The organism is Paenibacillus polymyxa, assembly GCF_015710975.1.
Classification (GTDB): domain Bacteria; phylum Bacillota; class Bacilli; order Paenibacillales; family Paenibacillaceae; genus Paenibacillus; species Paenibacillus polymyxa.
The window spans coordinates 2997347-3024288 of sequence record NZ_CP049783.1 but is presented as its reverse complement, the minus strand read 5'-3'; the positions used below and the strand labels follow the sequence as shown (position 1 = coordinate 3024288).

The 26942-nt window shown below is 46.1% G+C and carries 26 protein-coding genes; 11 read left to right on the top strand and 15 right to left on the bottom strand.

The window, feature by feature from the left end; translation table 11 throughout:
- Positions 1 to 43 precede the first annotated feature (43 nt).
- Entirely contained in the window at positions 44 to 1774 is a 1731-nt protein-coding gene (locus tag G7035_RS13550; protein ID WP_019688515.1) for a CPBP family intramembrane glutamic endopeptidase, read from the top strand.
- Here the strand turns inward: G7035_RS13550 and uvrC are convergent.
- From uvrC to G7035_RS13530, 4 genes are all read right to left on the bottom strand, one after another.
- A complete protein-coding gene (uvrC, locus tag G7035_RS13545) occupies positions 1743 to 3827 on the bottom strand; it encodes an excinuclease ABC subunit UvrC (protein ID WP_019688516.1) in 2085 nt (694 codons plus the stop codon). The genes G7035_RS13550 and uvrC overlap by 32 nt on opposite strands.
- A gap of 159 nt (positions 3828 to 3986) precedes the next feature.
- Entirely contained in the window at positions 3987 to 4304 is a 318-nt protein-coding gene (gene trxA, locus G7035_RS13540; RefSeq protein WP_010347861.1) for a thioredoxin, read from the bottom strand.
- Positions 4305 to 4428: 124 nt separating this feature from the next.
- On the bottom strand, positions 4429 to 5376 hold the full coding sequence (dnaI, locus tag G7035_RS13535) for a primosomal protein DnaI (RefSeq protein WP_016820033.1): 948 nt from the start codon (positions 5374 to 5376) through the stop codon (positions 4429 to 4431).
- A 97-nt stretch (positions 5377 to 5473) separates the two neighbouring features.
- Complete coding sequence (locus G7035_RS13530; RefSeq protein WP_013372881.1) at positions 5474 to 6991, bottom strand: replication initiation and membrane attachment family protein; 1518 nt, start codon at positions 6989 to 6991, stop codon at positions 5474 to 5476.
- 344 nt (positions 6992 to 7335) lie between these two features.
- Here G7035_RS13530 and hemQ point away from each other — a divergent pair, with 344 nt between their 5' ends.
- Positions 7336 to 8115, top strand: a complete 780-nt coding sequence (hemQ, locus tag G7035_RS13525) for a hydrogen peroxide-dependent heme synthase (protein ID WP_013372883.1) — start codon at positions 7336 to 7338, stop codon at positions 8113 to 8115.
- 119 nt (positions 8116 to 8234) lie between these two features.
- Here the strand turns inward: hemQ and G7035_RS13520 are convergent, their stop codons facing one another.
- Complete coding sequence (locus tag G7035_RS13520) at positions 8235 to 9425, bottom strand: NAD(P)/FAD-dependent oxidoreductase (protein WP_019688517.1); 1191 nt, start codon at positions 9423 to 9425, stop codon at positions 8235 to 8237.
- A gap of 236 nt (positions 9426 to 9661) precedes the next feature.
- On the opposite strand from G7035_RS13520, the gene G7035_RS13515 reads away from it, so the two are divergent.
- Positions 9662 to 10666 (top strand): NAD(P)/FAD-dependent oxidoreductase, encoded by a 1005-nt coding sequence (locus G7035_RS13515; RefSeq protein ID WP_016820026.1) that lies wholly within the window; start codon positions 9662 to 9664, stop codon positions 10664 to 10666.
- A gap of 159 nt (positions 10667 to 10825) precedes the next feature.
- Here the strand turns inward: G7035_RS13515 and sda are convergent, their stop codons facing one another.
- Positions 10826 to 10969 (bottom strand): sporulation histidine kinase inhibitor Sda, encoded by a 144-nt coding sequence (gene sda, locus G7035_RS13510; RefSeq protein WP_007431918.1) that lies wholly within the window; start codon positions 10967 to 10969, stop codon positions 10826 to 10828.
- 282 nt (positions 10970 to 11251) lie between these two features.
- Positions 11252 to 11908: a YheC/YheD family protein gene (locus G7035_RS13505; protein ID WP_019688518.1), complete on the bottom strand. Its 657-nt coding sequence runs from the start codon at positions 11906 to 11908 to the stop codon at positions 11252 to 11254.
- A gap of 219 nt (positions 11909 to 12127) precedes the next feature.
- On the opposite strand from G7035_RS13505, the gene G7035_RS13500 reads away from it, so the two are divergent.
- On the top strand, positions 12128 to 13663 hold the full coding sequence (locus G7035_RS13500) for a Ppx/GppA phosphatase family protein (protein WP_019688519.1): 1536 nt from the start codon (positions 12128 to 12130) through the stop codon (positions 13661 to 13663).
- Here the strand turns inward: G7035_RS13500 and ppk1 are convergent.
- Positions 13623 to 15731, bottom strand: coding sequence for a polyphosphate kinase 1 (ppk1, locus tag G7035_RS13495; RefSeq protein WP_019688520.1), 2109 nt, complete (start codon positions 15729 to 15731; stop codon positions 13623 to 13625). The two genes, G7035_RS13500 and ppk1, sit on opposite strands and share 41 nt — an antisense overlap.
- 307 nt (positions 15732 to 16038) lie before the next feature.
- Here ppk1 and G7035_RS13490 point away from each other — a divergent pair, with 307 nt between their 5' ends.
- From G7035_RS13490 to G7035_RS13480, 3 genes are all read left to right on the top strand, one after another.
- The gene (locus G7035_RS13490; protein ID WP_016820022.1) at positions 16039 to 16284 is read left to right on the top strand and encodes a hypothetical protein; all 246 of its coding nucleotides are present in this window, start codon (positions 16039 to 16041) and stop codon (positions 16282 to 16284) included.
- A 202-nt stretch (positions 16285 to 16486) separates the two neighbouring features.
- The gene (locus tag G7035_RS13485) at positions 16487 to 17146 is read left to right on the top strand and encodes a futalosine hydrolase (RefSeq protein ID WP_019688521.1); all 660 of its coding nucleotides are present in this window, start codon (positions 16487 to 16489) and stop codon (positions 17144 to 17146) included.
- The gene (locus G7035_RS13480) at positions 17147 to 18004 is read left to right on the top strand and encodes a 1,4-dihydroxy-6-naphtoate synthase (RefSeq protein ID WP_019688522.1); all 858 of its coding nucleotides are present in this window, start codon (positions 17147 to 17149) and stop codon (positions 18002 to 18004) included. It begins immediately after the preceding gene.
- A gap of 151 nt (positions 18005 to 18155) precedes the next feature.
- Here G7035_RS13480 and G7035_RS13475 read toward each other — a convergent pair whose 3' ends face one another.
- The 5 genes from G7035_RS13475 to G7035_RS13455 all read right to left on the bottom strand — a co-directional run bounded on the left by G7035_RS13475 (position 18156) and on the right by G7035_RS13455 (position 21140).
- A complete protein-coding gene (locus tag G7035_RS13475) occupies positions 18156 to 18482 on the bottom strand; it encodes a hypothetical protein (RefSeq protein WP_019688523.1) in 327 nt (108 codons plus the stop codon).
- 313 nt (positions 18483 to 18795) lie between these two features.
- The gene (locus tag G7035_RS13470) at positions 18796 to 19086 is read right to left on the bottom strand and encodes a hypothetical protein (RefSeq protein ID WP_019688524.1); all 291 of its coding nucleotides are present in this window, start codon (positions 19084 to 19086) and stop codon (positions 18796 to 18798) included.
- 18 nt (positions 19087 to 19104) lie between these two features.
- A complete protein-coding gene (locus tag G7035_RS13465; RefSeq protein ID WP_016820018.1) occupies positions 19105 to 19431 on the bottom strand; it encodes a hypothetical protein in 327 nt (108 codons plus the stop codon).
- A gap of 82 nt (positions 19432 to 19513) precedes the next feature.
- A complete protein-coding gene (locus G7035_RS13460) occupies positions 19514 to 20125 on the bottom strand; it encodes a hypothetical protein (RefSeq protein ID WP_019688525.1) in 612 nt (203 codons plus the stop codon).
- 85 nt (positions 20126 to 20210) lie between these two features.
- Positions 20211 to 21140, bottom strand: a complete 930-nt coding sequence (locus G7035_RS13455) for a DMT family transporter (protein ID WP_016820016.1) — start codon at positions 21138 to 21140, stop codon at positions 20211 to 20213.
- A 146-nt stretch (positions 21141 to 21286) separates the two neighbouring features.
- Here G7035_RS13455 and G7035_RS13450 point away from each other — a divergent pair, with 146 nt between their 5' ends.
- On the top strand, positions 21287 to 22165 hold the full coding sequence (locus G7035_RS13450) for a LysR family transcriptional regulator (protein ID WP_019688526.1): 879 nt from the start codon (positions 21287 to 21289) through the stop codon (positions 22163 to 22165).
- Between the two features lie 82 nt (positions 22166 to 22247).
- Positions 22248 to 22619 carry a nuclear transport factor 2 family protein gene (locus tag G7035_RS13445; protein WP_019688527.1) on the top strand — a complete coding sequence of 124 codons (372 nt, stop codon included), beginning with the start codon at positions 22248 to 22250 and terminating at the stop codon, positions 22617 to 22619.
- Positions 22620 to 22768: 149 nt separating this feature from the next.
- On the opposite strand, the gene G7035_RS13440 is transcribed toward G7035_RS13445, so the two are convergent.
- Positions 22769 to 23539 carry an S-layer homology domain-containing protein gene (locus G7035_RS13440; RefSeq protein ID WP_017427287.1) on the bottom strand — a complete coding sequence of 257 codons (771 nt, stop codon included), beginning with the start codon at positions 23537 to 23539 and terminating at the stop codon, positions 22769 to 22771.
- Positions 23540 to 23792: 253 nt separating this feature from the next.
- Entirely contained in the window at positions 23793 to 24152 is a 360-nt protein-coding gene (locus tag G7035_RS13435; RefSeq protein ID WP_016820013.1) for a HesB/IscA family protein, read from the bottom strand.
- Positions 24153 to 24523: 371 nt separating this feature from the next.
- On the opposite strand from G7035_RS13435, the gene mqnE reads away from it, so the two are divergent.
- Together mqnE and G7035_RS13425 are read left to right on the top strand one after the other, a co-directional pair.
- A complete protein-coding gene (mqnE, locus tag G7035_RS13430; RefSeq protein WP_016820012.1) occupies positions 24524 to 25630 on the top strand; it encodes an aminofutalosine synthase MqnE in 1107 nt (368 codons plus the stop codon).
- 202 nt (positions 25631 to 25832) lie between these two features.
- Positions 25833 to 26900 carry an NAD(P)/FAD-dependent oxidoreductase gene (locus tag G7035_RS13425; protein WP_019688528.1) on the top strand — a complete coding sequence of 356 codons (1068 nt, stop codon included), beginning with the start codon at positions 25833 to 25835 and terminating at the stop codon, positions 26898 to 26900.
- Positions 26901 to 26942 lie beyond the last annotated feature (42 nt).

The window sequence follows — 26942 nt, the reverse complement described above, 5'->3', positions numbered from 1 at the left end:
ATCTTTAATGGATGTTCTTATTTACAGATTAAGGAGGAAACTCATGAATCCTATCGGGAAACCGGTCGTGCTCACGGCCAACTTCAAAAAATTAGGCTTGCTGGGCGGGGTTGGCCTGATTTGCTTTTTTATCTTTCAATTGCTTATTCCCTCGCTTAGCAATCCAAGTCCGGAATCATTGATGAATGCAAAGGTCATCAGCAAACAAGAAGCGATCGTACACGCATTGGACTTCGCCCGTTCTGAGCTGGGCTATACGGAATCACAGCCAGAGAAGCCTGTCGTGACCTATCAGGCTGAAACAGATTTGTACGGTTATTTATCCAGAGAAAAACTGCTTCAAGCGTACGATCGTACATGGAAAAAAAATTATCCTTATGAAACCTTTCGGGTTGATTTGCCTGACTCCTCAGCGAAGGGCAAGCTGCAAATTCATGTGGATTTATCCACTGGGAAGGTCGTTAGCTTTAAGCGGATCACCTCCAGCACCAATTACACACAGGCTGATGTTTCTACAGATGAACAAGCACGAAGCAAGCTTGTACGTATAGCTGAGGGCGACATGACGCTTGAAGCTAAGGAACAGGCTGCAGCAAAATGGATCAAACGCTTTGGCTTTAATCCATCGGAATTGAAGCTTGCGACCACTGAGGGGGAAGGTGGATTAAAATATACCGTGGACGAAAAGAAAATCGGCGCCTCGGTCCTTACGCTGGCTTTTACCTTTGAAGATGGGGATGTTCGCTCATTTACCCAAAGCTTTTCAGCCCCTTCGTCTTATACCGACTATGTTAAAAATCAAACATACTGGGCGAATTGGATGACTTATGCGGGTTATGCCCTATTTAGCTTTGTCCTGGGCGTACTTGCCATTGTGTATGCGTCACTCACCCGACGACATACTTCATTTGTACGCGGTATTGTTCTGTCCATTGTTTATTTTGTTGCTAGTATAGCTGGGACCATGAACATGCTGCCTTTATTACAAGCTGAAGCAGGCAGTAAGGGCATGCTTATATTTCTTATGGTATTCCAGGTCGGTGTTACCTTCTTCATGGCTGTAGCCCTCTACTTCTCCTTGGTTGGTGGTGACGGGCTTATGCGTCAGGTTGGACTCAATGCATGGCCACGGGCCAAAGAGCCGGGCTACGGGCTGTATGTGCTTCGCAGTATGTATGTCGGTTACTTGTGGGCCTTCATTTTACTCGGCGTACAATCCATTTTGTTCTTTGTACTGGAGCGTACATTTAATACGTTCTCCACTACAGACGCCACGCAATCCCCTTACAATATGGCTTATCCATGGCTACTACCGATTATGGCCTGGATGGCAGGTATTGGAGAAGAGACTGTTTACCGTCTATTTGGTATTCCGATGGTAAAAAAAATAGTCAAAAATACGTTTGTTGCTTGTCTGATTACTACGCTTATTTGGGCACTGGGACATACGCTTTATCCAATCTATCCAGTGATTTCAAGACCTATTGAGCTGACTTTTCTTGGTTTGCTGTTTAGCTTCGTGTTCCTGCGTTACGGCTTTATCGCTGCCATGTTCAGCCACGTTATTTTTGACAGCATATTAATGGGGCTTAGTGTGATCAGTTTGGGAGACACCGTGAATGTGAGCGCAGGCCTATTCTGGATCTTACTTCCGGCTATTGTAGGCTACATCATTTACTGGTTTAGTCCTAAAAAACCTAATCTAATCATGTTTGAACCCGTGAAAAAAGAGGAGCCGTATTCTACGACTCCTCCTCCCGAAGGGCAGCTATAATCTGACGAGCAAGTTTATCCCCAATAGAGAGAGGCCGGAAGTCTTCGACGCTGGCCTCTCTTATTTTTTTGAGCGATCCAAAATGCTTAAGCAGCAACTTACGCCGTTTCTCTCCAATGCCCGGAATGGAGTCCAACTGGGAAGTTACCATCGATTTGCCGCGCTGCTCGCGGTGGAACGTAATGGCAAAACGGTGAACCTCGTCCTGAATCCGTTGCAGCAGATAAAATTCCTCGCTGTTGCGTGCAAGTGTTACGGCCTCAAATGTATCCCCCATCAGTAATTGGGAAGTTCTGTGTTTGGCATCTTTCACCAAACCACACACAGGAATAAACAAGCCCAACTCATTTTCCAATACATCGGTTGCCGCTTTTATTTGTCCACGCCCGCCATCGACAATGATCAAATCGGGACGCTCTAGATTTTCCTTCAGTACACGTTCATATCGGCGCCGAATAACCTCACGCATCGTTTCATAATCATCTGGTCCCTGCACAGAACGGATCTTGTATTTTCGATACTCTTTTTTGGCAGGCTTACCGTCAATAAAGACGATCATGGCCGACACTGGATCGGAACCCTGAATGTTGGAATTATCGAACGCCTCTACCCGATGCAGACTATCCAGCCCAATGGCACGTCCCAGATTGCTTGCAGCTTTGGAGGTCCGTTCCTCATCCCGCTCGATCAGTTTAAACTTTTCATCCAAAGCAACACGTGCATTTTCCGTCGCCATCCCCGTCATTTGCTTTTTCAGCCCACGCTGCGGCACAAGTACCTTTACATCCAGCCATTCAGCCAAAGCGAGAGCTGCCGCCGTTGGGTCCTCCAATCCACCGGATAGTTGAGTTTCAGTTTCTGTTTCCTCGGTTTCTTGGTCACCAACTTGAGCTTGATTCGTTCCTTCTGCATAAGCTGCTCGTGCTTCGGCTACCCGCAGTGGGTCAGCAGAACGGTCTGACTCCGTTTGTACTGCTTCCTCATCTGTAATCCTGGTAGTCTCAGCTGTAGTTGCACTGTAAAGCTCAGTTTCTGTTGCAATCGGTTGATCAACATCAGCCGATTTTGCTTTCATCAGCTTAGGAGAATCCGGCAACAATATCTCCTGCGGCACTGCCGGGTTGTCACTGTAATATTGCGTCACATAGGACATAAAATCACTGTAAGCTTCACCGTAGAAAGGGAAAGTCGACATATGGCGCTCGATCATTTTACCCTTGCGGACATATAGAATCTGTACACACATCCAGCCCTTATCTACCGAAAAGCCGAATACATCCCGGTCCTTCGCATCAGATGTGGTGATTTTCTGCTTTTCCATCATCGCGTCGATGCTAATAATCTGATCCCGCAGCTCCTTGGCACGCTCAAAGTACAATTCCTCTGCGGCCTCCTGCATTTTACGTTGGAGATCCTTTTTAATTTCCTCATGTCCTCCACTCAAAAAGGAACCGATCTCCTGACTGATCTGGTCATATGTTTCCTTCTCGACCTCTTTTACACAAGGTCCCAAGCACTGATGCATGTGATAATACAGACACACTTCTTTTGGCATTACACCGCACTTGCGTAGCGGATACATACGATCCAGCAGCTTTTTCGTCTGATGTGCCGCGTAGGAATTGGGGTACGGTCCAAAATATTTCGCTTTATCTTTCAGAACGCGACGGGTTACCTCCAGCTTGGGGTGTGCCTCGTTCGTAATTTTCAAGTACGGAAAGGTTTTATCATCCTTCAACAGGACGTTATAACGCGGCTGGTGCTTTTTAATAAGGTTGCACTCCAGAATGAGCGCCTCCATATTGCTGCCTGTAACGATATATTCAAAATCACGAATATCGGCAACCAGTCGTTGCGTCTTGCCGTTATGGCTACCTGTAAAATAGGAACGGACCCGGTTTTTCAACACTTTGGCCTTGCCGACATAAATGATGGTGCCTTCGCTGTTCTTCATCAGGTAACAGCCTGATGCATCCGGCAGCAATGCTAATTTGTGCCGTATATTCTCCAGCGCCTTCTCCTGGTTCTGCAAGTCCTCCGCATAGGATTTCATTCGCCCGGTTCCTCCTTCCATTCTTAATGACTGCTCAACTTACTACTTATATTATATAGGAATAATGCACAAAAACGCCCCCGGTATATATAACCGGAGGCATTGACTGTTCATGGCGCTCCACCAAGCCCCCGCAGGAGCATGGGTCACATTCCATGATTATTGGTGTTTAGTAAGCATGCTTTTCAATGCTTCTTTGGAGTTCAAACCTACCACTTTATCAACAGGCTGTCCGTCTTTGAAGACGATTAGGGTAGGAATACTCATCACGCCGAAACGAGAAGCAGACTCTGGATTTTCATCCACGTTCACCTTCGCGATTTTGACACTATCGCCAACTTCTGTAGACAGATCCTCCAGAATTGGAGCGATCATTTTGCAAGGACCGCACCATGGCGCCCAAAAATCAACCAAAACGGTTCCTGTGCCTTCGACTTCTGCGTTGAAGGATTGATCGGACACGTTAACAATTGCCATTGTATGTTCCTCCTTTATAGAAAAGTCAAGATTATTATAACCTGTAATGTCTGTTTCGACACCTTTTAATTATATCACAATAGTCTTTTAATTGTAAGATATCAAAAGAGCGACGAATGAACGCTTACCCTCGCTGATTTTTCCCCTTGACGGTAATGACATCCACAAAAGGACGAATCCGGTCCATCAAGCGTTGTCCCTTGTACATTTCCTCTCCGTCTTTGCTTGTAAAGCTAAGATGCTTCTCTAGCCCTTGCAGTGAGTAATTAGAAGTATAAAAGGTCGGTTTACGGTTCATTCGGTAATTCAAAATGGAGCCCATTACATGATCCCGTACCCATGGACTCAAATTTTCAGCACCAATATCGTCAAATACGAGCAGATCACAATTTTTAAGCATTTCGGTCGTTTCCTTAAGCTTCTGTCCATCCTGTATCATGGACTTTAAGTCCTCCACAAAATCAGGCATGTAGACAATCACACCGTTGAAACCCGACAGAGCCAACTCGTGCAACAGATAACCCATCAAAAAGGTTTTCCCCGTACCAAACGTACCTTCCAGATAGAGCCCTTTTTTTAATAAACCCTGACTTTTGGTTTCTTCAATATAGCGGAAAACCTGATTGACTGCGGGTACGCGTTGCAAATCTTTGCGCGCAATTTCCACGGCATTATATCCTTCCAACAGCGCGCGCTCGTCCACATAAAAGCTTTTGATTCGCTGACGCACTCGTTGTTCATGCTGGGAGGCAACTAGCTTGGCGCACGGGGTCCGAATGTCCACCATTTCCGCTGTTCCATTGGGATACTCCACGCCCAGCTTGCAAAAGTGACCCTGGAAATCGTTAGGACACTGTTCCAGTCCCGGACAGTTGTCGCAATTTCGACGATCCCGGGTATACTGAAAGAGCATACTCATATTAAGTCGCAATTGCGTTTCGTCTACATCAGGATGTGCAGCACAAAATTCCTTCACCAGCGGATCATTTAGAACCTGATCGGCTACGCTACGAGTACGTTGGCGAAACGAAGGGTTCTGCATCTGCTGAAGCAAATCACCGAGTGATTCCAAGAATGCTCCTCCTTTCTAAAATGTGCAAGTTATGGAGGGCGATTGACGCTTCGCTGCCGACCGCCATAAAGTCGACACATTATTGAATTGGCTTCCATTACACCTTTTTCTGTTTACCGGATTGCAGTCGTTCGGCCAGGCGAAGCAGTTCATCCAATTCCTCCTCGGATACGGATTCCTCGGAAGGCTGATCTTGTACGATCGGAATAGACGGCTTGGCAGGCCCATTGTTTTTGGCATACGTGCGGGATCTGCCCCCGGAGGAAGAAGCAGTAGACTGTTTTCCTTTTACCTTGGCTTGATCCCTTATATATTGAACAGCTTTTTCGTAAGTGTTTACCTGCTTTAGCAGCATGTTGGAGGCAACGGCCTCGACAAAGTTGCGGTTAATCCGCTGATCGCTCCCCGATACGAGCAGTGACATTAAATAATGGATCAGCACATTGATGACTTCACCAGGCAACTTATAGCTGATATCAATCTTCTCGAATATATCCAGCAGGTTACCGGGAACCGTGCCGGGGAAAAAGGTTTGCAGCAAACGGCGATAAGGCTCGTTGCGCAGCATCATATTATATTGGTGAATGTCACACTTGGCTGTGAATTGTGGGGGAACCTCTACATAAAATTCCATTTCCACAGCCTGCTCTGCAGGCGGCTCTTCAGGTGTGGAAGTTTCCCTCTGTCGCAAGGCAACCACTTTGGCGGCCTGCACTTGCTGCTCCTCCTGACGCTTCCGTTCCTGCCTGGAGTGTTGGCTAGCCCGAAGCTGAAGCTCGTCGAGCAATAAGTCACCTGCTTCGGTAAAAATGCCGTCCTCATCCAGTAAGCGGCTGATATCCTGTACAGAGAGATCAAATTTACGGACCACGTAATTGACCATACCCAGTTGCTCGTGTTCAAATCGAAGACGCTCCACGTGTTTGCGATTGGCGGATTCACGCGGAAAACGAAGAATAATATCGGCATAGTTCAAAGCTTCCTCCGATTCGGACGCTAATGCTCCAGTCTGGCGGCTCGTGGATACTTCGGACAACGCCTGTTCCAGCTCATAATCTATAACATGGGTGTTCAGCTCAAACAGCTCATAAAACGGAACCGATATATTCTCTTTATTATGGGAAGATTGCGACCATTCGCTAGATTCCCTGCTCCACAACGATTCTCTCAGAGAAAGCACTGCAAACTTACCGATTTTGTCTCTCAACAAAAGGGTAAGGTGCTGCGTTCTGAAAAATTCAGCAGGTGCGAGCGGTGGTTGCATCTCATATTCATACATATAATCGTCCGTTTCGGGCGCATACAACCTGGACGTCTGCAACAGACCGACAGCCTCCAGCTTGGAGGTCTGTTCAATCAAATACTTGCGTCCCTTCTCACTTGGCTCCAGTCCCAGTGTCAGAAAAAGTCGACGTTGCTGTTCCAACGGCGAATAACCAATCTGTCCGACTGGCACATGCTGGAACAACAGTCGATATAGACTGACCGCAAATGCGCCTACCATCGGCTGATAGACACTTCCCAGCATCAATTCATCCAGTGCGCTCAAGCCAAACTCCCGATAAACGCAGTAGCGGTGGTTCTCAGTATAGTGCAGCAGGTTTTTCATCCGCATTCCGACATTCTTCCTTTCCTGACATAACGTTCTCCAAGATGTTTTTCTATTCTATCATACTTGCCCTCGGGTGGGACCAACAAAATAAGGGCAATTGTCCTCCTTTTTGGCAGCCGTATTCGTCCGAGTTCTTCTTTTTTCGAGAATACTAACTATTTTATGACTTTTGTGACCTGCATCATGGAAAAATAATATTCTTCACACTTCTTTCATTGGTGAAAAGCTCCAAATTGAGCTACAATATAATGGTTAAACATCACGTATTGGATACAGGAACGATATACGGAAGTACACATATTTCGGCTAAGCCGATTACATTTACAGATCGTAAAGGAGTGTAGATCGTGAATCAACATCAACCTCAACAAACCCCAGCAACACCCAACGAAGTAACCTCCACACTGGAAGGCTGGTACGCGCTTCACGATTTCCGGTCCATCAACTGGACGGCATGGAAAACTGCAGACGATGAAGAGCGCGCGGGAGCACTGGACGAGCTTCAAGAGTTTATGAAGGAATGGAGCGTTACCGAGGAAGCAGGTCTGGGCAGTTCAGCTGTCTATACTATAGTCGGACAAAAGGCTGATTTTGTTATGCTGCACCTGCGTGAAACGCTGGAAGACCTCAATAAATTGGAAAATGAATTCAACAAAACAACCTTCGCCAAATATACGACCAAAACGTATTCTTATGTAAGTGTGGTGGAACTGAGTAATTATTTGAGCAAGGAAGAAGATCCAATGCAAAATCCACAAATTGTCGCGCGCCTGAAGCCTGTATTAAACAAGGCACGTTATATTTGTTTCTATCCAATGAACAAGAAACGTGATCTGGATGACAACTGGTACATGCTTTCGATGGACGAGCGTCGCACCTTGATGCGCAGCCACGGTTTAATTGGACGCAGCTATGCTGGCAAAGTAAAGCAAATCATTTCAGGCTCCATCGGCTTCGACGATTGGGAGTGGGGCGTGACCCTGTTCTCCGACGACGCACTTCAATTCAAGAAGCTAATTTACGAAATGCGTTTTGATGAAGTGAGTGCCCGATACGGTGAATTCGGTTCCTTCTATGTCGGCAGCGTGTTGAACGAAGAAACATTTGAAGACATGCTGAAGCTGTAGGACTCTAATATATAGAAAAGAAAAGCAATAGAAAAAAGGTTTCCAGGCTCTGGTAGAAGTCGTGGAAACCTTTTTCTGTTCTTATTGTTTTTAGGTGCATCTTGACTACTTGGCTGAGATTAGAAAAATCGCCCTTTTTTCAATACCAGTGGAATGCCGCCAATGATGAACAGATAGCGTAGATCTACGATCTTTTTCAACTGTGCGGCCACCCAGCCTTTGATTTTGCGTTTACCTACTACGGCGACGGCTTCGCCCTTTCCAAGAGATGCAACTGTACCCTTATTGGAGAAGACGAACTTGTGCAGCTCCTTTTTGCGGAGCGTAGCGGCCAGATTCTTGGCACAAAGCACTCCTTGCTGCATTGCAATTTGGGCAGTCGGTGGATAAGGGCGGCCTTCGGGATTAAACATCAGAGAACTGTCCCCGATAATGAAAATATCATCGTGACCCGGTGCACGCAGAAAATCGTCGATTTTCACCCTTCCACGCATCACTTCGAATCCGGCTTTCTCGATCAAACCGTTCCCACGGATTCCACCTGTCCAGACGACCGTGCAGGCTTCAATTTTCTCACCCTCACCGACAATTACACCATTCTGCTGGCATTCCTTAATCGGGACTCCAATACGGAAGTTAACCCCTTTACGCTTGAGGACATCCATCGCATACTCCACCAGCTCAGGATCAAACCCTGGTAATGCTGTAGGAGCTGCCTCGACGTTAATGATTTGAATTCGGTTAAAATCGATGTCGTAAGCTTTAGCCAGCTGTGGCAGACGATCTGCCAACTCCGCTACAAACTCAATGCCACTAAAACCAGCGCCCCCTACGACGAAATTTAGGCGACCTGGCTTACCGTCATTTTTATACAGGGCCAGCTGGTATTCAATATGCTCTCGAATCAGGCGCACAGAGTTAATACTGCGAATCGTCAGTGCGAATTGATCCATTCCTGGAATACCGAATGTCTCCGGCTCGCCACCTAATCCGATGACCAAATAATCGTAGGATAGCGAGCCATCCTCCAGCACGACTTTTTTCTCATTTGGTATGATTTCCTTCACTGTTCCTTTGACTAAATCCACCTTGAACTCATCGATTAGCTGCGCAATCGGAATCCTCGAATGCTCAATCGTATCCGTGCCTGCCGCAGGCATGTGAAGATGTGTCGTAATATAGTGGTAATCATGACGGTTGATTAGCGTGACAGTTGCCTCATTGTGCTTGAGCTCCTTTTGCAATTGCTGAGCCGTCAATATACCGCCATATCCGGCGCCCACAATGACAATTTTGGGAATACTGCTCATGCTTCTACCCCTTCCGATATACATAATCATTCAATATTCACAGCTTTTCTCTTAACACGGTTAACTTATACTCACCGGAAAGTCTTCATCAAATATTAATCGCTTTAACTTTGCAAGAAGAACCCAGCAGTTTATAATGATAAGCAGTGAATCATACGTTCGGCGGCTATCTGAACCTCTATGCGGCTGATTCAATATATACAATTCATACTATCCCTTTCGGAGGTGTTTTTAGAGTGACAGCTCAATCCACAGGTGCGGAGATCCGCGATCTGATCATAATTGGAGGCGGTCCAGCCGGTATTTTCGCCGCTTTTTACGGAGGAATGCGTCAGGCATCCGTCACCTTAATTGAAAGTATGCCCCAACTGGGCGGCCAGCTTGCAGCCCTTTATCCTGAAAAATATATTTATGACGTTGCTGGCTTTCCTAAAGTGACTGCACAGGAACTGGTCAACAATTTGGTTCAACAAATGAACCATTTTAATCCAGAGGTGCAGCTAGAAGAGAAAGTCGTATCGTTAGAGAAGAAAGAAGAACGCCACTTCATCGTCAAAACAGACAAAGGTGGCGAGTATCATGGTAAAGCGGTTATTATTACCGCTGGCGTGGGTGCTTTCGAGCCGCGCAGACTGGAGCTTCCAGGTGCCGATCGTTTTGAAAAAACGAACCTGCATTACTTTGTCAGCGACCTGAGCAAATTTGCAGGTCGTAAGGTGCTAATCAGTGGCGGCGGTGACTCTGCTGTAGACTGGGCCCTTATGCTGGAACCGATTGCAGAACAGGTTACATTGATTCATCGCCGTGACAAATTCCGCGCGCATGAACACAGTGTCGAGAACCTCCTCGCTTCCAAAGTAAACGTGATTACACCAACGGAAATTGCAGAATTGCATGGGGAAGATACGATTACAAAGGTCACTCTTGCTCATGTAAAAACCAAAGAAACTCAGGAAATCGAAGTGGACGATGTCATCGTTAACTTTGGATTTGTATCCACACTTGGCCCAATTGCTGAATGGGGAATTGAAATCGAAAGTAACTCCATCGTGGTCGATTCTCGTCAGGAGACGAATATTCCTGGCATTTTCGCTGCAGGAGACATCACTACCTATCCAGGCAAGCTCAAGCTGATCGCGGTTGGTTTTGGTGAAGCTCCTACAGCAGTCAACAACGCCAAGGTCTATGTAGATCCAGACGCCAAGTTGTCTCCCGGACACAGCAGTAACATGAAATTGTAGTTAATTTAGACTATGACAAAAAAGGGTATTTTACTCCAGATTTGAACCTTTGGAGTGAAATACCCTTTTTCACGGTGTGCCTATTCGTTGCAGTGATTGTCCGTAAAGTCATCCGAACCCTGAATGACTTTACAGTCGCAGTACGAGAGCTTGTCCGGTCTAATGAAGGACTACGGCTGTATTCATCTCTAGATTTCTTTTGTGAATTTCAGCCAGCAACAGTGCAATGAAGTCACATTCAAGTTTAAGCTCGATTGCCATCTGATAGGAATCCAAAAGCATTTCATCCGTCAGCATAGCCATCCTCGACACAACCTTTCCTTTTATTTCAAAATCTATTCTATCAAAATACCAAAAACGGAACAAGCGTTCTATTATCCACAGTCAATTGTGGAAATCCTGTGTATAAATTGTTGGTAAGTGTCGTTAACCCTTATATGTGACAGGGGATAATGTGGACAATATTTATACACAGAATTTTGGCGATTAAACGCAAAAAAAAATTTTTTTATGTTTATACAAATATATTATATTTAGCATCTTGTTAATAGATTATAATGGAAACTTTTTGAAGAAAACCTGAATTTATTGAGGTCTTGTGTTTACCTCTAAAATCCATACCCGTCCATTCCAATCAAGCCCGTAATCAAATCCCAGTTGTCCGATCCCGGGAAATCTTCTTTCAAGTATAGGAATACAGTGCTGTGTAAGTTCAACGATCTCCCGCCGCTTTCGTCTAGCTAGCCGTCGCGGATATATCATTCGAAGTGCCTCTGTTCCCTTCAGCAAAGTTCCTCCTTTGCACAGATTCGTTATGACCAGTCCGGGACGAGCATGACGCGCCACCACTGCACGAAACTCCCATTTTCCCCCTTCCTTTACGACTTTGACTCGATAGTCAACAGGTCTACCTTGGATACTTGCTAGTTGAATACCTTGCTGAATGAGATACGGACGTTGGATTCGGAGCTTATTGATTCCGGCCACAAGCGCTCTAAAATGGCTGAACCGATATGTTTGTTCCATACGCGTACAGGTGTAGCCGTTCCCCTCCTTTGCCACGCGCATGACTCCGACACCTCCGCCTCCTTTTACGGGTTTTATAAATACAAAAGCATGCCGCCGTAGCATTATGCGCAATTGTTCTTCACTATATAGACAGGTTTCCGGTATATAAACGGCGGTATGTGGATGATGGAGGAGCGCCTTCGTCTTTAGCCATTTGCTTGCAAGTTGTCTCATCTAATTCTCTCCTTTCGCCGTCAGCTATACTTATACATACTCAATAGAGGTGTGCTATTCTTGGGTGATTGTCAGGATCATGTGTCTATTTCGACAAGATCATGACGAACGGTAGCATGCACCGGACAACACTGGTACAATGACAATAATCTGAATACCATTTAGAACGGAGCAGTTAAATTTGCTGCAAATTGTTTCTTTCAACAAGGAGGTCAACTCATGAATAGCAAAATTGGCATCATGGACATTGGCTCAAACTCCATACGTCTCGTGATCTATGAAATGACAGAGACTGGTGCTTATCGAATTGTGCAGGAATGCAAAGAAGCTGCCCGACTGAGCGAAAAGGTTGGGGCCAACGGCCGTATGGAACGAGAAGCAATCCGCAGCATCGCTCCATTGCTACGCCAATTTATGGAAGTTTGCCGTATGCACGGGGTTGTTCGTATGCGTGCAGCAGCAACAGCGGCCATCCGCAATGCGGCCAATTCGGACGAAATTGTTCAATGGATTGCGGAAGAGACAAATTTAACATTGGAAATCCTGAGTGGGGAGCAAGAGGGCTATGCCGGTTTTCTGGGCGTAGTGAATACAATGAATGTGAGTGACGGCATTATTATTGACATCGGGGGCGGCAGTACCGAAATTACGCTGTTCCGGGATCGAACACGGCTGCATACAGTTTCATTTCCCTTTGGCGCAGTCAATATGAATTGGCGCTTTGGACGTGAGGTCAAGAATGGCGAATGGTCTTCTGGACAGATTGAAGAAATGGAGAGCTTTGTCCGTTCTTCACTGCAAAACCATGATTGGATCTTCTCCAATCCGGGTCTGCCGTTTATCGGGCTGGGTGGAACCCTCCGTACTTTGGCTAAAATCAATCAGAAACGGCAGGATTACTCGCTTCCTGTGACACACCATTACGAAATGACAATAGAAGATGTCGATTATTTTTATAGCAGTCTGCCTCATCTCCCCTATGAAAAACGCAAAAAAACAGCCGGCCTGTCCAAAGACAGAGCCGACATTATCGTACCGGGTCTCATTATATTGAAAACGATCTTTGAAGCTGCTCAAGGCTCCGCATATTTGGTCAGTGGAGCGGGTCTGCGAGACGGCCTGTTTCATGAGCTAGTCAACGCTGAACAGCCTGTGGTGGCTAATCCGCTCATCGCGTCCATTCGCAATATCTTGTCGTTTGCTGTCCCGGTTAGCGAAGCGCATGTCAAGCGGGTTAACGAGTACGCCGTCCGGCTCTATGACACTTTAGCTGAGGGACCTTCAATCGCTATGGACAAACGCTTGTTACTGACCGCAGCAACTCTTTACAAAACAGGCGCAGCCTTGAATTACTATCACTTCCGCCAGCATTCCGTGTTCTGGATCTTGCACGCAGGCATTGGCGGCTTATCTCACCGGGAAACAGTGCTAGCCGCGCTGATCGCTGATTACCACCCTAAAAACCGGACTCCCCGCTTGCTGCGCACACATGCAGATATTTTGGAGCCTTCCGACGAAGAACGTGTACACCGGCTCGGCTCGCTGCTCCAGCTAGCAATCGGTATGGATCGTAGCGAATCCGGCATCATCTCCGGCATCCATCCCACGACAGGAGACGATGCGCTGCATATTCGCCTGGAAAGCAAGAGTGAACCGATTCTGGAGCAACGGGAGCTGGTGGCTGTCGCAAAAGATTTTCAAAAGGCCTGGAATCTTACGTTGTCGTGGTCCATTCTTCCTTCTTCCAGTTTTTAACCTTCATTGCTTCGAATTGGCTCCTGATGGGAGCCTCTTCGTTGTTTCTGGCTACAAATTGATAGCTGCCATTCGGCAGAAGCTGGCGTGCTTTTACATTATCCTTCAAGGATAAACGTAAAATATCCACTAGCATTTCTTTGATTCGGTCGTCATAAATTGGGCACATCAGCTCAATCCGGCGAGTCAGATTGCGAGTCATCCAATCCGCGCTGGACAAGAATAGCTCCGAATGACCTGCATTTTCAAAGTAAAACAGTCTGGAATGCTCTAGGAAACGGTCGACAATACTGATAACCCGAATGTTCTCGCTAAAGCCCTCCACTCCAGGGCGTAAACAGCAGACCCCTCGAATGATTAAATCAATCTTCACACCTGCTTGAGAAGCCGCATATAGTTCATCAATCATTTCCTGATTGGATAAAGAATTAATTTTAGCAATAATACGGGCTGGCTTGCCTGCAAGTGCTTGCTCCGCTTCCCTGCGGATCAGGTCGAACAGCTTATTTTTCATTCCCGTCGGGGCTACGGTGAAAGCTTGCGGGGTCTTGAGCGCCGAGAAGCCCGTAATTTCATTGAACAGCTCAGAGGCATCCTCACCCAGCACCGGATCCGCTGTGAATAACCCGATATCCGTATATACACGTGCCGTGCTTTCATTGTAGTTGCCAGTTCCGACATGCACGTATCGTTTGAGCACATTACGTTCACGGCGTACTATTAGAATAATTTTGGCGTGCGTCTTCAAGCCGACCAACCCGTATACTACATGACAGCCAGCTTTTTCAAGCGTACGCGCCCAAGCAATATTACGTTCCTCGTCAAAACGTGCCTTCAGCTCGACCACTACGGTCACCTGCTTGCCCGATTCGGCTGCACGTGCCAGAGCCGGAATGAGCTTCGATTCTCCATTGACACGGTACAGGGTCATCTTAATGGCCATTACATCCGGGTCCTCTGATGCCTCAATGATAAAATCAGTTACCGCATCGAACGATTCATACGGATGGTACACGAGCACGTCCCGTTTGCGAAGTACGTTAAAGATATCCTCTTGCGGAGGCAGTTCTTCTGGATACAATGGTTTGATTGCCGGAAATTTCAGATGCGAATACCCCTCCAAATGATCGGCAAAAGACGACAAAAACGTCAGATCTAACGGCCCGTCGATCTCAAATACATGATCGAACAGCTTGAATTCGCGTTGAAGTTCCATCAGGGCAAAGGGATTAATCCCTTTTTCCACTTCCAGTCTGACCGGTGCTCCCCGCCGTCTTCGACGTAGTTCTTTTTCAATCTCTTCGAGCAAATCTTCAATCTCTTCTTCATTAATGGACAAATCAGAGTTACGCGTAACCCGAAAGGCATGAACCGCCTCGGGGATATATCCAGAAAACAACGTTTGTATATGATGCTTAATCAGTTCCTCAATTAAAATAAATGATTTCTTCTTGCTATTGGAACGTAACGGCACCGAAACGACACGCGGAATATTGGAAGGCACCTGCACAATGGCAAAAAGCGGCTTATCCTCCTCCGTATCTCCTGGACGTTTCAAGACAACTGCCAAATATACGTATTTATTATGAACCAGTGGAAAAGGACGGCTTTGATCGACCGCCATCGGTGTAAGCACCGGAAATATAATTTCATGAAAATATGCATCCAGCGACTTGCGCTGTGTCGTATTTAAGTCATTATATTCAAGCAGCAAAAGACCTTTTTTCGTCAATAGGCGAGAAATATCACGATAGGTCCGGTATTGCTCGGATACCATCGAGACGGTACGCTTGATCAGGCGCTTGTACAAACCGGAGGGGGTATAACCCGTAAAATCCTTTTGCATAAAACCAGCCTTGATCTTCTCGCGCGTCTCTGCAACACGAACAGCCATAAACTCATCCAAATTGCTGGACACAATTGCTAAGAATTTGGCTCTTTCCAGCAACGGTGTATCTGCATCCTGAGCCTCCTGGAGCACACGACGATTAAATTCAATCCAGCTTAAATCTCGGTTAAAGTAACGTTCTGACCCGGCTTTATCCTTCTTCTGACTCTCTATCAACATATGGCCTCCATCAATTTCATGCAGTATAGTTACCCTTAATTGTACTATTAGATGAAACGCACTAGCATCACAGAAGTGTAAACGCAATGTAAAATGTGTGTAAACACACAATGGATGTTGAAAAGGTCAAACGGATGCTTTACAAAAATAGCATTAAGCGGTACAGTGTTTACGTCTGTTTCATAGAGTAGAATGACGAACCGTACCTTTTTCAGTTGATTAAGTTCATTATGATGCGTAATAACCACTTAGTAGCCACGTTCAATTGCTGATTTTCAAATGGCATGATATAGGGAGGATTTACATTATGGAACCCAAGAAAACGCCACGCGTACTGCAAAAAAACATCGAATTTTTTACCGCGGCGCTGTCTCAACACCTCGTTTCGGTCTGGCAAGAAGACCCTGCGGGCGTATACTGTGAGATAGGCTGTGGTTATATCGAATTGTTCAGTAGCGAGATGATTCGGGTGCGCAATCAGGATGGGACCCCAAGCCATTATGACCGCAATATCACCATGTTTCAGCTAATCACGAAGGATCAGCCGATATAATTATTATATGCTATGTCTGCGCCGTTCTTCCAGATTAGAATGGTTATATGTTTAATCTACCAATTTTCATATCTGTTGAATCTTGCAGTTTTCTCCGAAAAAGCGCCATAGAGCGCTTTTTTTGTTGACTTTTTTTGAACATCGTTTGGAAAAGCAGTATGATAAGAAAGCATATTACCTAAATTTAAAGGGGAATCAACCGATGGAGCATACAACATCAGATGGGCGCATCCTGGTCATGACCGCGGTTGAAGGCGAACGGGAGGCTGTGCTGCGCGGCCTGAAAGGCGACACTCGCTTTGTGGTCGAGCTGGCTGGTGTAGGCGCTCCGTCCGCAGCGGCTTCAACCGCGTTGGCACTGGCCACTGGCGGCTACCGTCTGGTCATTAGCGCCGGAATTGGGGGCGGCTTCGTGAAGGTCGCTGCACTGGAGAGCGTCGTCGTTGCTGACGCGATTATTGCCGCCGACTTAGGGGCAGAGACGGCAGAGGGCTTCAGCAGCGTGGACGAGCTGGGTTTTGGCTCCAGCCGCATTGCCGTGAACGCTGCCACCGCGCAGCGATTCGTTCAGGCGTTGCGTGACGCTGGCCAGACGGCCGTCGCCGGACCGATCCTGACCGTCTCGACGGCCACCGGCACAGCGGCTACAGCGGAACGCCTAGCCAAACGCGTTCCCGGCGCTGCTGCCGAAGCGATGGAGGGTTACGGAGTAGCCGTGGCGGCCAACAGGTTCGAGCTGCCGATGATGGAGATTCGCACGATTTCCAATACTGTTGGTCCACGTGACCGTGCATCCTGGCGAATCAAAGAGGCTTTGCAAGCGCTGGAAGCCGCATTTTCTACATTAACGGAGGTTATATAGATGCAAATTGCTTTTTCACCTTGTCCTAACGACACTTTTGTCTTCCATGCCTTGGTGCATGGATTGATTCCGGGCGCACCCGCGCTGGACATTACATTCGCCGATATCGACATCACCAACAATCTGGCGATCACACCAGACGGACTTGATATCATGAAAATTTCGTACGCTGCACTTCCTTGGGTGCTGGATGAATACGCCCTGCTGCCTTGTGGTGGTGCACTGGGCCGGGGCTGTGGACCGCTCGTGCTGACTAAGGAAGGTTCCACCGTCGAAGGTCCGAAAGCCCTATCCGGCAAGCGTGTAGCTGTTCCAAGTGAACGTTCCACCGCTTATCTGCTGTTCCGTCTATGGGCGGCCAAGCATGTGCCTGGAGGTGTCGGCGAGATCGTCGTGATGCCGTTCGACCAAATTATGCCTGCTGTCCGTGACGGAGAGATAGATGCAGGATTGGTGATTCATGAAGCACGCTTCACATATCCGTCCTATGGACTTAGCAAGCAAGTTGACCTAGGGAACTGGTGGGAAGAAGATACAGGGCTGCCAATCCCGCTCGGAGCTATTATTGCCCGTCGTACACTGGATCTGGATGCGATCACCAACTGGATACGTGCCTCTGTCGAATATGCTTGGAAACATCCCGAAGCTTCGCGTGAATATGTATTGTCTCATGCGCAAGAGCTATCACCCGATGTCGCCCAATCGCATATCGACCTGTACGTGAACGATTTTACCGCCAATTTGGGCGACAGCGGTTATGCCGCCATTGAAGCCTTACTCGGTCGCGCTGCGCAGGAAGGGCTGGTGCCTCCGTTTGATTTAGCCAAACTGCGCCTTACGTCCACAACAACACGCTAAAAGGTGCAGACATGCCATGCATGTTATCTCCTAAATAGAGCAGCTTAAGCATATAAAACCTCCCGAACGAGCACATTGCCTAGCCATGCGCCCCATTCGGGAGGTTTTATGATTTCATAATGCAAATTCTCATTGGGTCTCGACTTGATCTCTATTCTTGGCTCTGTTCTTGCTCCACGACCTCGGTCTTAAACACGTTATCCAGTTTGGTACCCAATCGTTTGACCAGCGGCACCTTGATATCCCGACTCAGCTCTTTGAAAAAAGCGTCCATGTCACAATTAATCTTATCCAGCACGACCTTCACGGTGCCCTCTTCCAAAATCTGCTCGTTCAGATCCTCAGGTACCGTAACCGAGATATCATACTTCTTGCATAACGTTTTAATGTAGCGGCTAAAGATTTCGATAAGCTCCTCATTGTTGAACTTCTCAACTGCAACTTGCCCTTTGTTCGTAAATTTCAAATTCACTCTCACGTTAGCATTTCCCCTTTTCCTTTTGACCATTTATTTTGGATAAACGTTGAACCATTCAGAGGCTCTTCAAAGAAAGGGCCTTACCGGTCGTTTTAGACTCTTGTCCTTTGATATACTAAGTATAACACATTAAGTCCGTTTTCATTTCCCAACTTGTCGTTTTATGATAAAAAATGATACATTTTGCGCATTTTCAGCATAATTTCTTTCTTTTCATGCCAATCATTAGGAATAGTTTATACACAAATACACAAGAAAACGCCTATCTCGCAAAAGAAAGACGTCTCCGTGTAGATGCTTAAGCAGTATGCATTTATAAAGGCTTCGTACATTCCCAACCGTGTGAACGATACTCACGCACAGCATCTCGTATATCCTCAATATCATCTGTATGCAGCAAAATCGCAGGTAGAATTACCCAGTACTCATTCTCCGCTAGATCAATAAATACGTCCTCGACATCATAATATTGCATATCGCCAAATGCCGTATCCCTGATTTTCTGTCCAACCAAAGGTGTAAAAGGGGAATCAAATGTTTTCATCACCTTCGTATATTCCTTCACACCCGTTGCCGAGATTTGCTGTGAAATAATGACACTCAATGGTGTTACCTCCCTGACCTAATAATGCTCATTATAACCTTCTCTCAGACCTTCTACAAAACCATGCGCGAAAAAAATCATAAAAATCAATAGGCCAATGCCAATGGCAACGGAGCTGATAACGATAATCAGGATGCCTTGAGTGTTTCTTTGTTCCATCTTTCTAGTCAAAATTCCGAAAACAAGACCTATAAGCCCAAACAAGCCTCCAATGACAAAAAAACTAAATACGAACCCCAAACCTGAAAAAATCCAACCAAATAGAGCGAGCACCCAGCCCTGCGGCTGCGGCTCACTCTGTTTCATCTGCCAGCGTTCCCTCGCTGTAGGTGTGTACCTGTCCATATCCTAGCTCCCCCGCTCAATTTGTATACTTAAGACAAAAATCTGTAAAGTCCAGCATCGGATTAACGTTAGGTTCCTCCTATTACTGACCAGTGAGCTTAAAAGTGCCGCTTTCCCGCTTACCAAGCAGATAATTTTGAACCGTCATTTCCACCTTCGTATTCTTATCCCATACCGGAAGCTTGTCAGATGTACTGTACTCCTTCATAGCTATGTCGATGACTTCCTCTGCCTTCTTCGTCAATGCAGCAGAAGACATATTATATTTGCCATAACCTTGATAAGCACCGCCAAAACCGAGATTAGGTTGGTTGTTCACATTCAGTAGCACACCCTTCAACTTGCCATCCTCTGTCACATCAAAAGTCACTTTTTCCAATACAAAATCATCAGTAACGACAGATGTCTGCTCTAACAGATGCGTTATGGATGACAGGTTGGCTGCTAATTTAACTTTTCCAAGTAGGGCTTCTGTATCATTTTGTTGCTTGGTTAAGGCTTGTGTTGTCTGTTTTAGCGATGCATTCGCTATAGTTAAAGAATTGACCTTCGTATTCAGATTATAATTCCATACCGCCAAGGCTATACAGCCTAGTACAGCTACTCCAGAAATGACCGTTGCTACAACTGCCAGCTTACGAATAGGCTGTGGTTGTGGCTCCACAGACTGAGTATGACCGCTTAACTCTCCCATACCAAACTTCCTCTCTATTTATATAGTCATATTTTACTATCCCCCCCTCTGATATTCTAGTATATTTTTCCTAATTCTATATTTTCTAAGCATTTGTACAGGAATTCGTTTCATTAGCCTTCGAGCTTTGGTTCGCTCGCTTTCCGGGAGAAGCTGTATTTACCAAATACACACTACCTGCAATCAGCACCAACCCCACTACAAATGTGAAAGTGAGGGACTCTCTGAGCATGACCATACTAAAGAGTGTGGATAGCACCGGAATCATAAACGTATATGAGCCGACGGTTCCTGCATCCCCATTGTCGATTAGCTTAAAATAAATCATCCAGCCCATCGCAATCACGAATACTGAAATAAACAATAGAATCGCGATAAATGAGGCTGTCCAGTGGATATCGCTCCATTTTTCGGTCGTAAACCCAATCCCGTTGAGTATGATCCCTCCCAAAATGAGTTGCATCGTTACCGCCCAAATGGAGTCCAGTTGTTTGCTTTTTTTCTTCATATAAATCGTTCCGAGCGCCCAGCACAGTCCCGAGGCTAGCCCCAACACAATGCCTAGCACAGACAAATGACCTGCCATTCCGCCTGAGCTAATCACGATCACTCCACCAAAACCGAGTACCAGTCCAATGACCTTCAGAGGAAACATACGCTCTCCCAACCACAGCCAGGAGAATAATCCCAACAAGATCGGTTGAAGGAATACCAAAGTGGAAAATAATCCAGCAGGCAAATAACGCAGTCCTACCGTCTGCAAGCCATAGTAGCCTGCAATATTAAATATAGCCAGCACAAGATATGTCCACGCATTTTGTCTAAGGCGTAAGGTTTTCCGATTACGCATAGCGAACAACAGCAGAATCACACCACCCAGCAGCGTGCGGATTCCTGAAAAAAATATCGGCGGCGTATCTGGCAAAGCCAGTTTGGTCAACGGCCAGTTGATCCCCCATACCATTACTAATATCAAAACAAGCCACAACGTAGCTTTAGGCGTTAATTTTTTCATAGTTGTCTCTCTCCTTAGAATTTCATTGCGTTTTGCTTACGACTAAAATCTAATCAGCCGTTTGCAAAGTTTTGCTTTACTAGCTTATACTGTGATCACTAATAAATAAAATGAATGTTTTCAATAAGGGAGATAACTTTTCACTTATGACTATAACTCAGATTATGATCTTTGTTCGCGTAGCTGAAACACTAAACTTTACCCAAACTGCCCATGAGCTGCATATGACGCAACCTGCGGTCAGCCATGCCATCGCCAGTATCGAGAACGAGCTCGATGTCCAGCTATTGCTGCGCGATCGAAAAAAAGGCGTGCTCCTGACAGATATCGGACACAAGGTGCTGCTGCAATTCCGCATGATGCTGCAAAGCATGGAAAAGGTACAGCAGCAGGTGGCCGCTGAAAAAGGTTTGGATGTGGGTACGATCACAATTGGTGCCTTTCCATCTGCCTCGGCCTATTTTCTGCCTCCGATTATTGATCATATTCGTCAGCACTATCCGAACCTTGTTTTCGATTTACATGAAGGCTCCACGAATGAAGTTAAAGAGTGGGTGCATAACAGAGAAATTGAAGCGGGAATCATTCTATTGCCAGACCCAGAGGTGGATGTAATCCCCTTATGTCAGGATGACATGGTTATTCTGCTGCCTGACGGTCACCCTTTTCAATCGCGCGACAAAATCGCCATTCGGGACTTGAATCAACAGGATATGATCTTTTGCAAAGGTGGACATGAGGTCGCCATTATGGAAGGTTTTGAACGCGAGCAAAGTCAGTTGCAGGCACAATTCATTACTCACAATATCAGCACCCTAGTCAGCATGGTCCGACAAGGACTAGGTATGGGAATTGTCTCTTCACTCGCCTTATCCACGTTCCCCCATGATCTGACCGTCAAGGAAACCACGCCTCTGATCACGCGTCAAATCGGTATTGCTATCCCCTCTCTACACAATGCTTCACTTGCTGTACAGTTATTTGTGCGTACTGCGCAGGAGCTGTTTACTGATTTGAAGCAATAGAGCATTGGTCACGGAATTTCGGTAGGTGTATAATATTTCCTAAATATGACTTGAAACATTATTATAAGAGGTGTCTATTCATATGCAGAATAATCAAATCATCGAATACGAGGAAAAGTTACGTAAGGCAATGTTGGCTAGTGATGTGAAGATCTTGGATGAGCTTATTCATGATAAGCTTATATTCGTAAATCACTTTGGACAGGTGTTGAACAAAGAAGCAGATCTGGAAGCCCACCGTTCGGGGGTTTTAAATTTTACAGATATTCAAGTTCTTAATCAATCAGTAATTCCACTAGGGGATACTGTCGTTACGGTGACCCGCGTTTCTTTACGAGGAACGGTGGGCAATGATCCCATTGAGGATGAAATGTGCTATACACGCGTTTGGCACAATATAGATGGGGCGTTGAAGATCATTTCAGGGCATTGTAGCACAGTAAAATTAGATTAGTCGCGAATCCGCCATGGATACGAAATCTGACTAAAGCAGGTAGGCAGCCACGGCAAGAATCTTCATGTTTAGACCAAATGACACGGCGTAAGTGAAAGGGCGCTAGCCTTTTTAGGGATAGCGCTCTTCCTTTTTACAATCTTGTTAAATCACTTCTTGGTTGTGGCATTATACAAACGCTGTAAAAGGGTAACAGCTTCAGCCCGTGTGACCTGCGCTTTTGGGCGAAGGTATCCATTGTCAGCGGTAAGAACACCCATCTTGGTAAGGGTGTAAAATGCTTCGGCCTTTTGATCCTGAGAATCTCCATCATAGGAGTACTCTTCTCCCGTTTTGTTGATGTACAGTACCGGATAGTAGGCAGAGAAATTGTCATTGTAATTTGCCTTACGGACTTTCACATCATTGTACTGTGCAGTTGAGGAAATGACTTCGTCAATCTCAGGGTGAAGAGTCTGATTGGTATAATCCGTTCGAACAGAAGCAATCATCATCATATCCCATCGGGTCAGCGGTTTGTCGGGCTTAACATAGAATTGATAGTTCGGATAATCGCCCCACACACTTTCAGCAAACGGCCACACATAATCCCCGTTGAATATGGCTGCAAAATCTTTATGCGCCCAGTGCTTGCGCGCATCCACAAACTCTGAAGATTTACCAGCTGAATAATTGATTTCTGGAAAAAGTTTATGAAACATATGGACAAATTCCGCTTTTGTTATAGTTTTGCCTGGCTTGAAGGTCCCATCCTTATAACCGCTGACAACACCTTTGTCGACCATCGAACGGATGGATTCAGCTGCCCATTCATATTTTGTACCGTCCACATCAGGAAACGTTTTTGCCGCCAATGCGGATTGACTGAAAAACAGGGCCACCACAACTATAGAGGTAATCAGCCATTTCTTTTTCAACATCTTTTTTCCACTTCCTTTAGGTAAATTATTATGTACAAAATAGTTCTTTAGACTTAATGTTATATCGGTATATCCTAAGCAGAAGATGAACATAAACAAAAAAAGCACTGCATAATCAGGTTGTAACGCGCCATATTAGCTTCTGTAAACGACACAAAAACGGCCTTCGCAACGAGTAAAATTCGTCACAAAGGCCGTTATCCGTAACCTAAACGCGTGTCTTTAGAGATAGTTCAGGCCACCACTCGAAAAATTAACAAGGTTCTTCGCTTGGTTTCCCTGCATCTGTAGCTGTACGGAAGCTTGAACCGCAGCCGCATGTAGCTACAGCATTCGGATTATGAATCGTGAAACCGCCGGACATACCTGACTCTTCAAAGTCGATTTCCAGACCGTCCAGATAGCGGATACTATCCTTTTCCACGACTACTTTCATATCCTGTACATTCATATATATATCCTGATCCGTCTCGTTGTCATCAAAGCCCATGGCGTACGAAAATCCGGTACATCCACCTGGCGTAACACCCAGACGTAAAAACATATTCGGCGTTTCCTGCTGCTCCAGCATTTCTTTCAGGCGTTCAGCAGCGGAATCGGTGATGTTAATCATAGCTCCATCCTCCTCTTTTACTTCATGCTCCCCTTCAGTATACTCTCTTATTTGCAGGTGCTCAAGTCATGGAATGTCCTTCCGTTACAGGCTTAAACACCTCTTTTTCTACTCGTTTGTATTGAACACCAGTGGTGTGAGGTTTATAATAGGTGAAGAGTGTGTTAAAGAAACTGTCGGAAATTTGTCATTTCAAAGGCGAAATTATGAGACATCCATCATTGTAGCCTGGCATTGTAACATTTTTCACATATCGTATATCCGCGCTGCCGGATTTTACCGACGGAACGGGACATCCTGTGCGCATCAAGCGCTTGTGCCGCTAATTCGGCGGGCAGCCTCGCACAGAGCAACTTGAAGGAGGAATAGGCATGTCCACATTAGTTACACCTTTTACAGACCGCAGAATGGCGGAAATAGTAGAAAAGGTACAAAACGGGATTCGTTTGAACCTCGAAGATGGTATATATTTGTATGAAACTGACGATATTCTCACACTGGGCCAGTTGGCTAACGAAGCTAATTTACGCAAGAATGGTAAAAAGGTTTATTTTATCGAAAACATGAGCCTGTACTTCACCAATGTATGCGAAGCGCGCTGCGCGTTCTGCAATTTCCGCAAGGATCAGGGGGAGGAAGGCTCTTATACGTTGTCTGGGCAGGAAATGATTGATTATGTAGAGCAACATATCCATCCAGGCGTAAGAGAATTCCATATCGTCGGCGGTCATAATAATCATGTGCCTTTCCAATACTATGTAGATTCATTGAAGGCACTAAATGAAAAGTATCCCAACGTTACACTGAAAGCATACACTGCAGCGGAAATTGACTTTTTCACACGCATAAGCGGCTTGAGTGTTAAAGAAGTTCTTCAAGAGCTGCAAAAGGCAGGACTTCAATCTTTGACTGGTGGTGGCGCGGAAATCTTATCCGATGAATATCGGAAGAAGATGCGTGTTACCAAAGCCAATGTGGACCGCTATCTTGAAGTACATCGTACGGCCCACAATCTCGGTATGAAAACTCATACGACGATGCTGTACGGTTCAGTCGAAACTTATCAGGATCGTATTGAGCACATGCTGCAAATTCGTGAATTGCAGGATGAAACAAATGGATTTATGGTATTTATCCCACTGTCCATGCAGCCGAAAAGCAAAAACGCCAACATCATGCGCCGCAACTCTGCTTACGAGGATCTCAAAACCATTGCGATCAGCCGTTTGATGCTGGACAATATCGACCATGTTAAAGCTTACTTCATTAATATTGGTCCGCAATTGACGCAGGTCGCTCTTACCTTTGGCGCATCTGATGTCCATGGCACGATTGTGCGCGAGCAGATCAGCCATGCCGCAGGTGCGTTGACTCCTGCCGGATTGACCCGCAAAGAGCTAATCTGGCTGGTCAAAGGTGCTGGACGCATACCTGTAGAACGTGACACCTTCTATAACGAAATCGAAGTTTTCGAATAAGTGTAACATCGGATTCAGATTTCCCGCGTGCATTTTATCCCCATTACTCACACCAAGCAGCCTCAAGCTGCCCCGGAACACGTCGGTCTGTCTGCTAAAGGCAGGCCCCTTTCCGGGCTTTACAACAACAAAACTTGTGCTAGATCGACAAGACACCAGACCATTTGCCGGGGACACGGTAACGAAAGGACGGCGGATTTTGATGAAAAATTTCGTTATTCTAGGGGGCGGCTATGGCGGCCTTACCATTGCCAAAGAATTGCTGGATAAACACATTCCCGACGATATTCAAGTTATTTTAGTGGATCGGATGCCCTTTCAGGGACTGAAAACAGAATACTATGCCCTTGCGGCAGGTACCGTATCTGATTTTGATTTGCGGGTACATTTTCCGGATGAACAACGCCTTATTCGCAAATACGGAGAAGTCACTTCGATGGATCTTGAGAATAAAATGGTTCATTTTCAAGATGGTGATCCTTTGCCCTATGACCAACTTGTCATCGCGCTAGGTTGTACCGACCGTTTTCATAATACACCGGGAGCTGAAGAATACAGCTGTACGATCCAATCCTTTAATCATACCCGCCAAACGTATCTGCGCTTGAATGAAATCAAGCCTTATGGACATGTCCATATTGTAGGTGGCGGTCTAAGTGGGGTCGAGATTGCTGCGGAGTTACGTGAAAGCCGCGCGGATTTGAATATTACGATTATGGATCGGGGCGAGCGGGTGCTATCAGCATTTCCGCAACGTTTGTCTGCTTATGTACATGCCTGGTTCAAGGAGCATCAAGTGAATGCGCTGAATCACGTTGCGGTTTCCCGTATTGAGCCAGGGGCTATTTACAACCGTGATGAGCCAATTATGACCGATGCGGTAGTATGGACAGCCGGGATTCAGCCCGTTAAAATTGTGCAGGATTTAGCTGTCCCTAAAGACCCTCAGGGTCGCATCGTGCTAAATGAATATTATCAAATACCGGATCATCCTGAAGTGTACGTCGTCGGAGACTGTGCGAGCCTTCCTTACTCTCCAAGCGCTCAGGCGGCAGAGGTGCAAGGTGAGCAGATTGCCCACATTGTACGCGACCTGTGGAAAGGACAAACGCCTCACCCGCATCCTTTAAAGCTACGTGGTACATTAGGTGCACTTGGCAAGAAGGCCGGGTTTGGTTATGGCTTTATGGGCAGTACCTCTTTGCGTGGACGAGTGCCGCGTCTGCTGAAGAGCGGTGTGCTCTGGAAGTCCAAACGCCATTTTGGCTAATTGGATACTCAACAAACAAAGAAGACCTGCTTCCAGAGCAGG

Coding starts and splice junctions, on each gene's coding strand:
- G7035_RS13550 (WP_019688515.1), top strand. CDS start 44: ATGAATCCTATCGGGAAACCGGTCGTGCTCACGGCCAACTTCAAAAAA.
- uvrC (WP_019688516.1), bottom strand. CDS start 3,827: ATGAAATCCTATGCGGAGGACTTGCAGAACCAGGAGAAGGCGCTGGAG.
- trxA (WP_010347861.1), bottom strand. CDS start 4,304: ATGGCAATTGTTAACGTGTCCGATCAATCCTTCAACGCAGAAGTCGAA.
- G7035_RS13530 (WP_013372881.1), bottom strand. CDS start 6,991: ATGCGGATGAAAAACCTGCTGCACTATACTGAGAACCACCGCTACTGC.
- G7035_RS13520 (WP_019688517.1), bottom strand. CDS start 9,425: ATGAGCAGTATTCCCAAAATTGTCATTGTGGGCGCCGGATATGGCGGT.
- sda (WP_007431918.1), bottom strand. CDS start 10,969: ATGGCTATGCTGACGGATGAAATGCTTTTGGATTCCTATCAGATGGCA.
- G7035_RS13505 (WP_019688518.1), bottom strand. CDS start 11,908: ATGAGACAACTTGCAAGCAAATGGCTAAAGACGAAGGCGCTCCTCCAT.
- G7035_RS13500 (WP_019688519.1), top strand. CDS start 12,128: ATGAATAGCAAAATTGGCATCATGGACATTGGCTCAAACTCCATACGT.
- ppk1 (WP_019688520.1), bottom strand. CDS start 15,731: ATGTTGATAGAGAGTCAGAAGAAGGATAAAGCCGGGTCAGAACGTTAC.
- G7035_RS13490 (WP_016820022.1), top strand. CDS start 16,039: ATGGAACCCAAGAAAACGCCACGCGTACTGCAAAAAAACATCGAATTT.
- G7035_RS13485 (WP_019688521.1), top strand. CDS start 16,487: ATGGAGCATACAACATCAGATGGGCGCATCCTGGTCATGACCGCGGTT.
- G7035_RS13480 (WP_019688522.1), top strand. CDS start 17,147: ATGCAAATTGCTTTTTCACCTTGTCCTAACGACACTTTTGTCTTCCAT.
- G7035_RS13465 (WP_016820018.1), bottom strand. CDS start 19,431: ATGGACAGGTACACACCTACAGCGAGGGAACGCTGGCAGATGAAACAG.
- G7035_RS13460 (WP_019688525.1), bottom strand. CDS start 20,125: ATGGGAGAGTTAAGCGGTCATACTCAGTCTGTGGAGCCACAACCACAG.
- G7035_RS13455 (WP_016820016.1), bottom strand. CDS start 21,140: ATGAAAAAATTAACGCCTAAAGCTACGTTGTGGCTTGTTTTGATATTA.
- G7035_RS13450 (WP_019688526.1), top strand. CDS start 21,287: ATGACTATAACTCAGATTATGATCTTTGTTCGCGTAGCTGAAACACTA.
- G7035_RS13445 (WP_019688527.1), top strand. CDS start 22,248: ATGCAGAATAATCAAATCATCGAATACGAGGAAAAGTTACGTAAGGCA.
- G7035_RS13440 (WP_017427287.1), bottom strand. CDS start 23,539: ATGTTGAAAAAGAAATGGCTGATTACCTCTATAGTTGTGGTGGCCCTG.
- G7035_RS13435 (WP_016820013.1), bottom strand. CDS start 24,152: ATGATTAACATCACCGATTCCGCTGCTGAACGCCTGAAAGAAATGCTG.
- mqnE (WP_016820012.1), top strand. CDS start 24,524: ATGTCCACATTAGTTACACCTTTTACAGACCGCAGAATGGCGGAAATA.
- G7035_RS13425 (WP_019688528.1), top strand. CDS start 25,833: ATGAAAAATTTCGTTATTCTAGGGGGCGGCTATGGCGGCCTTACCATT.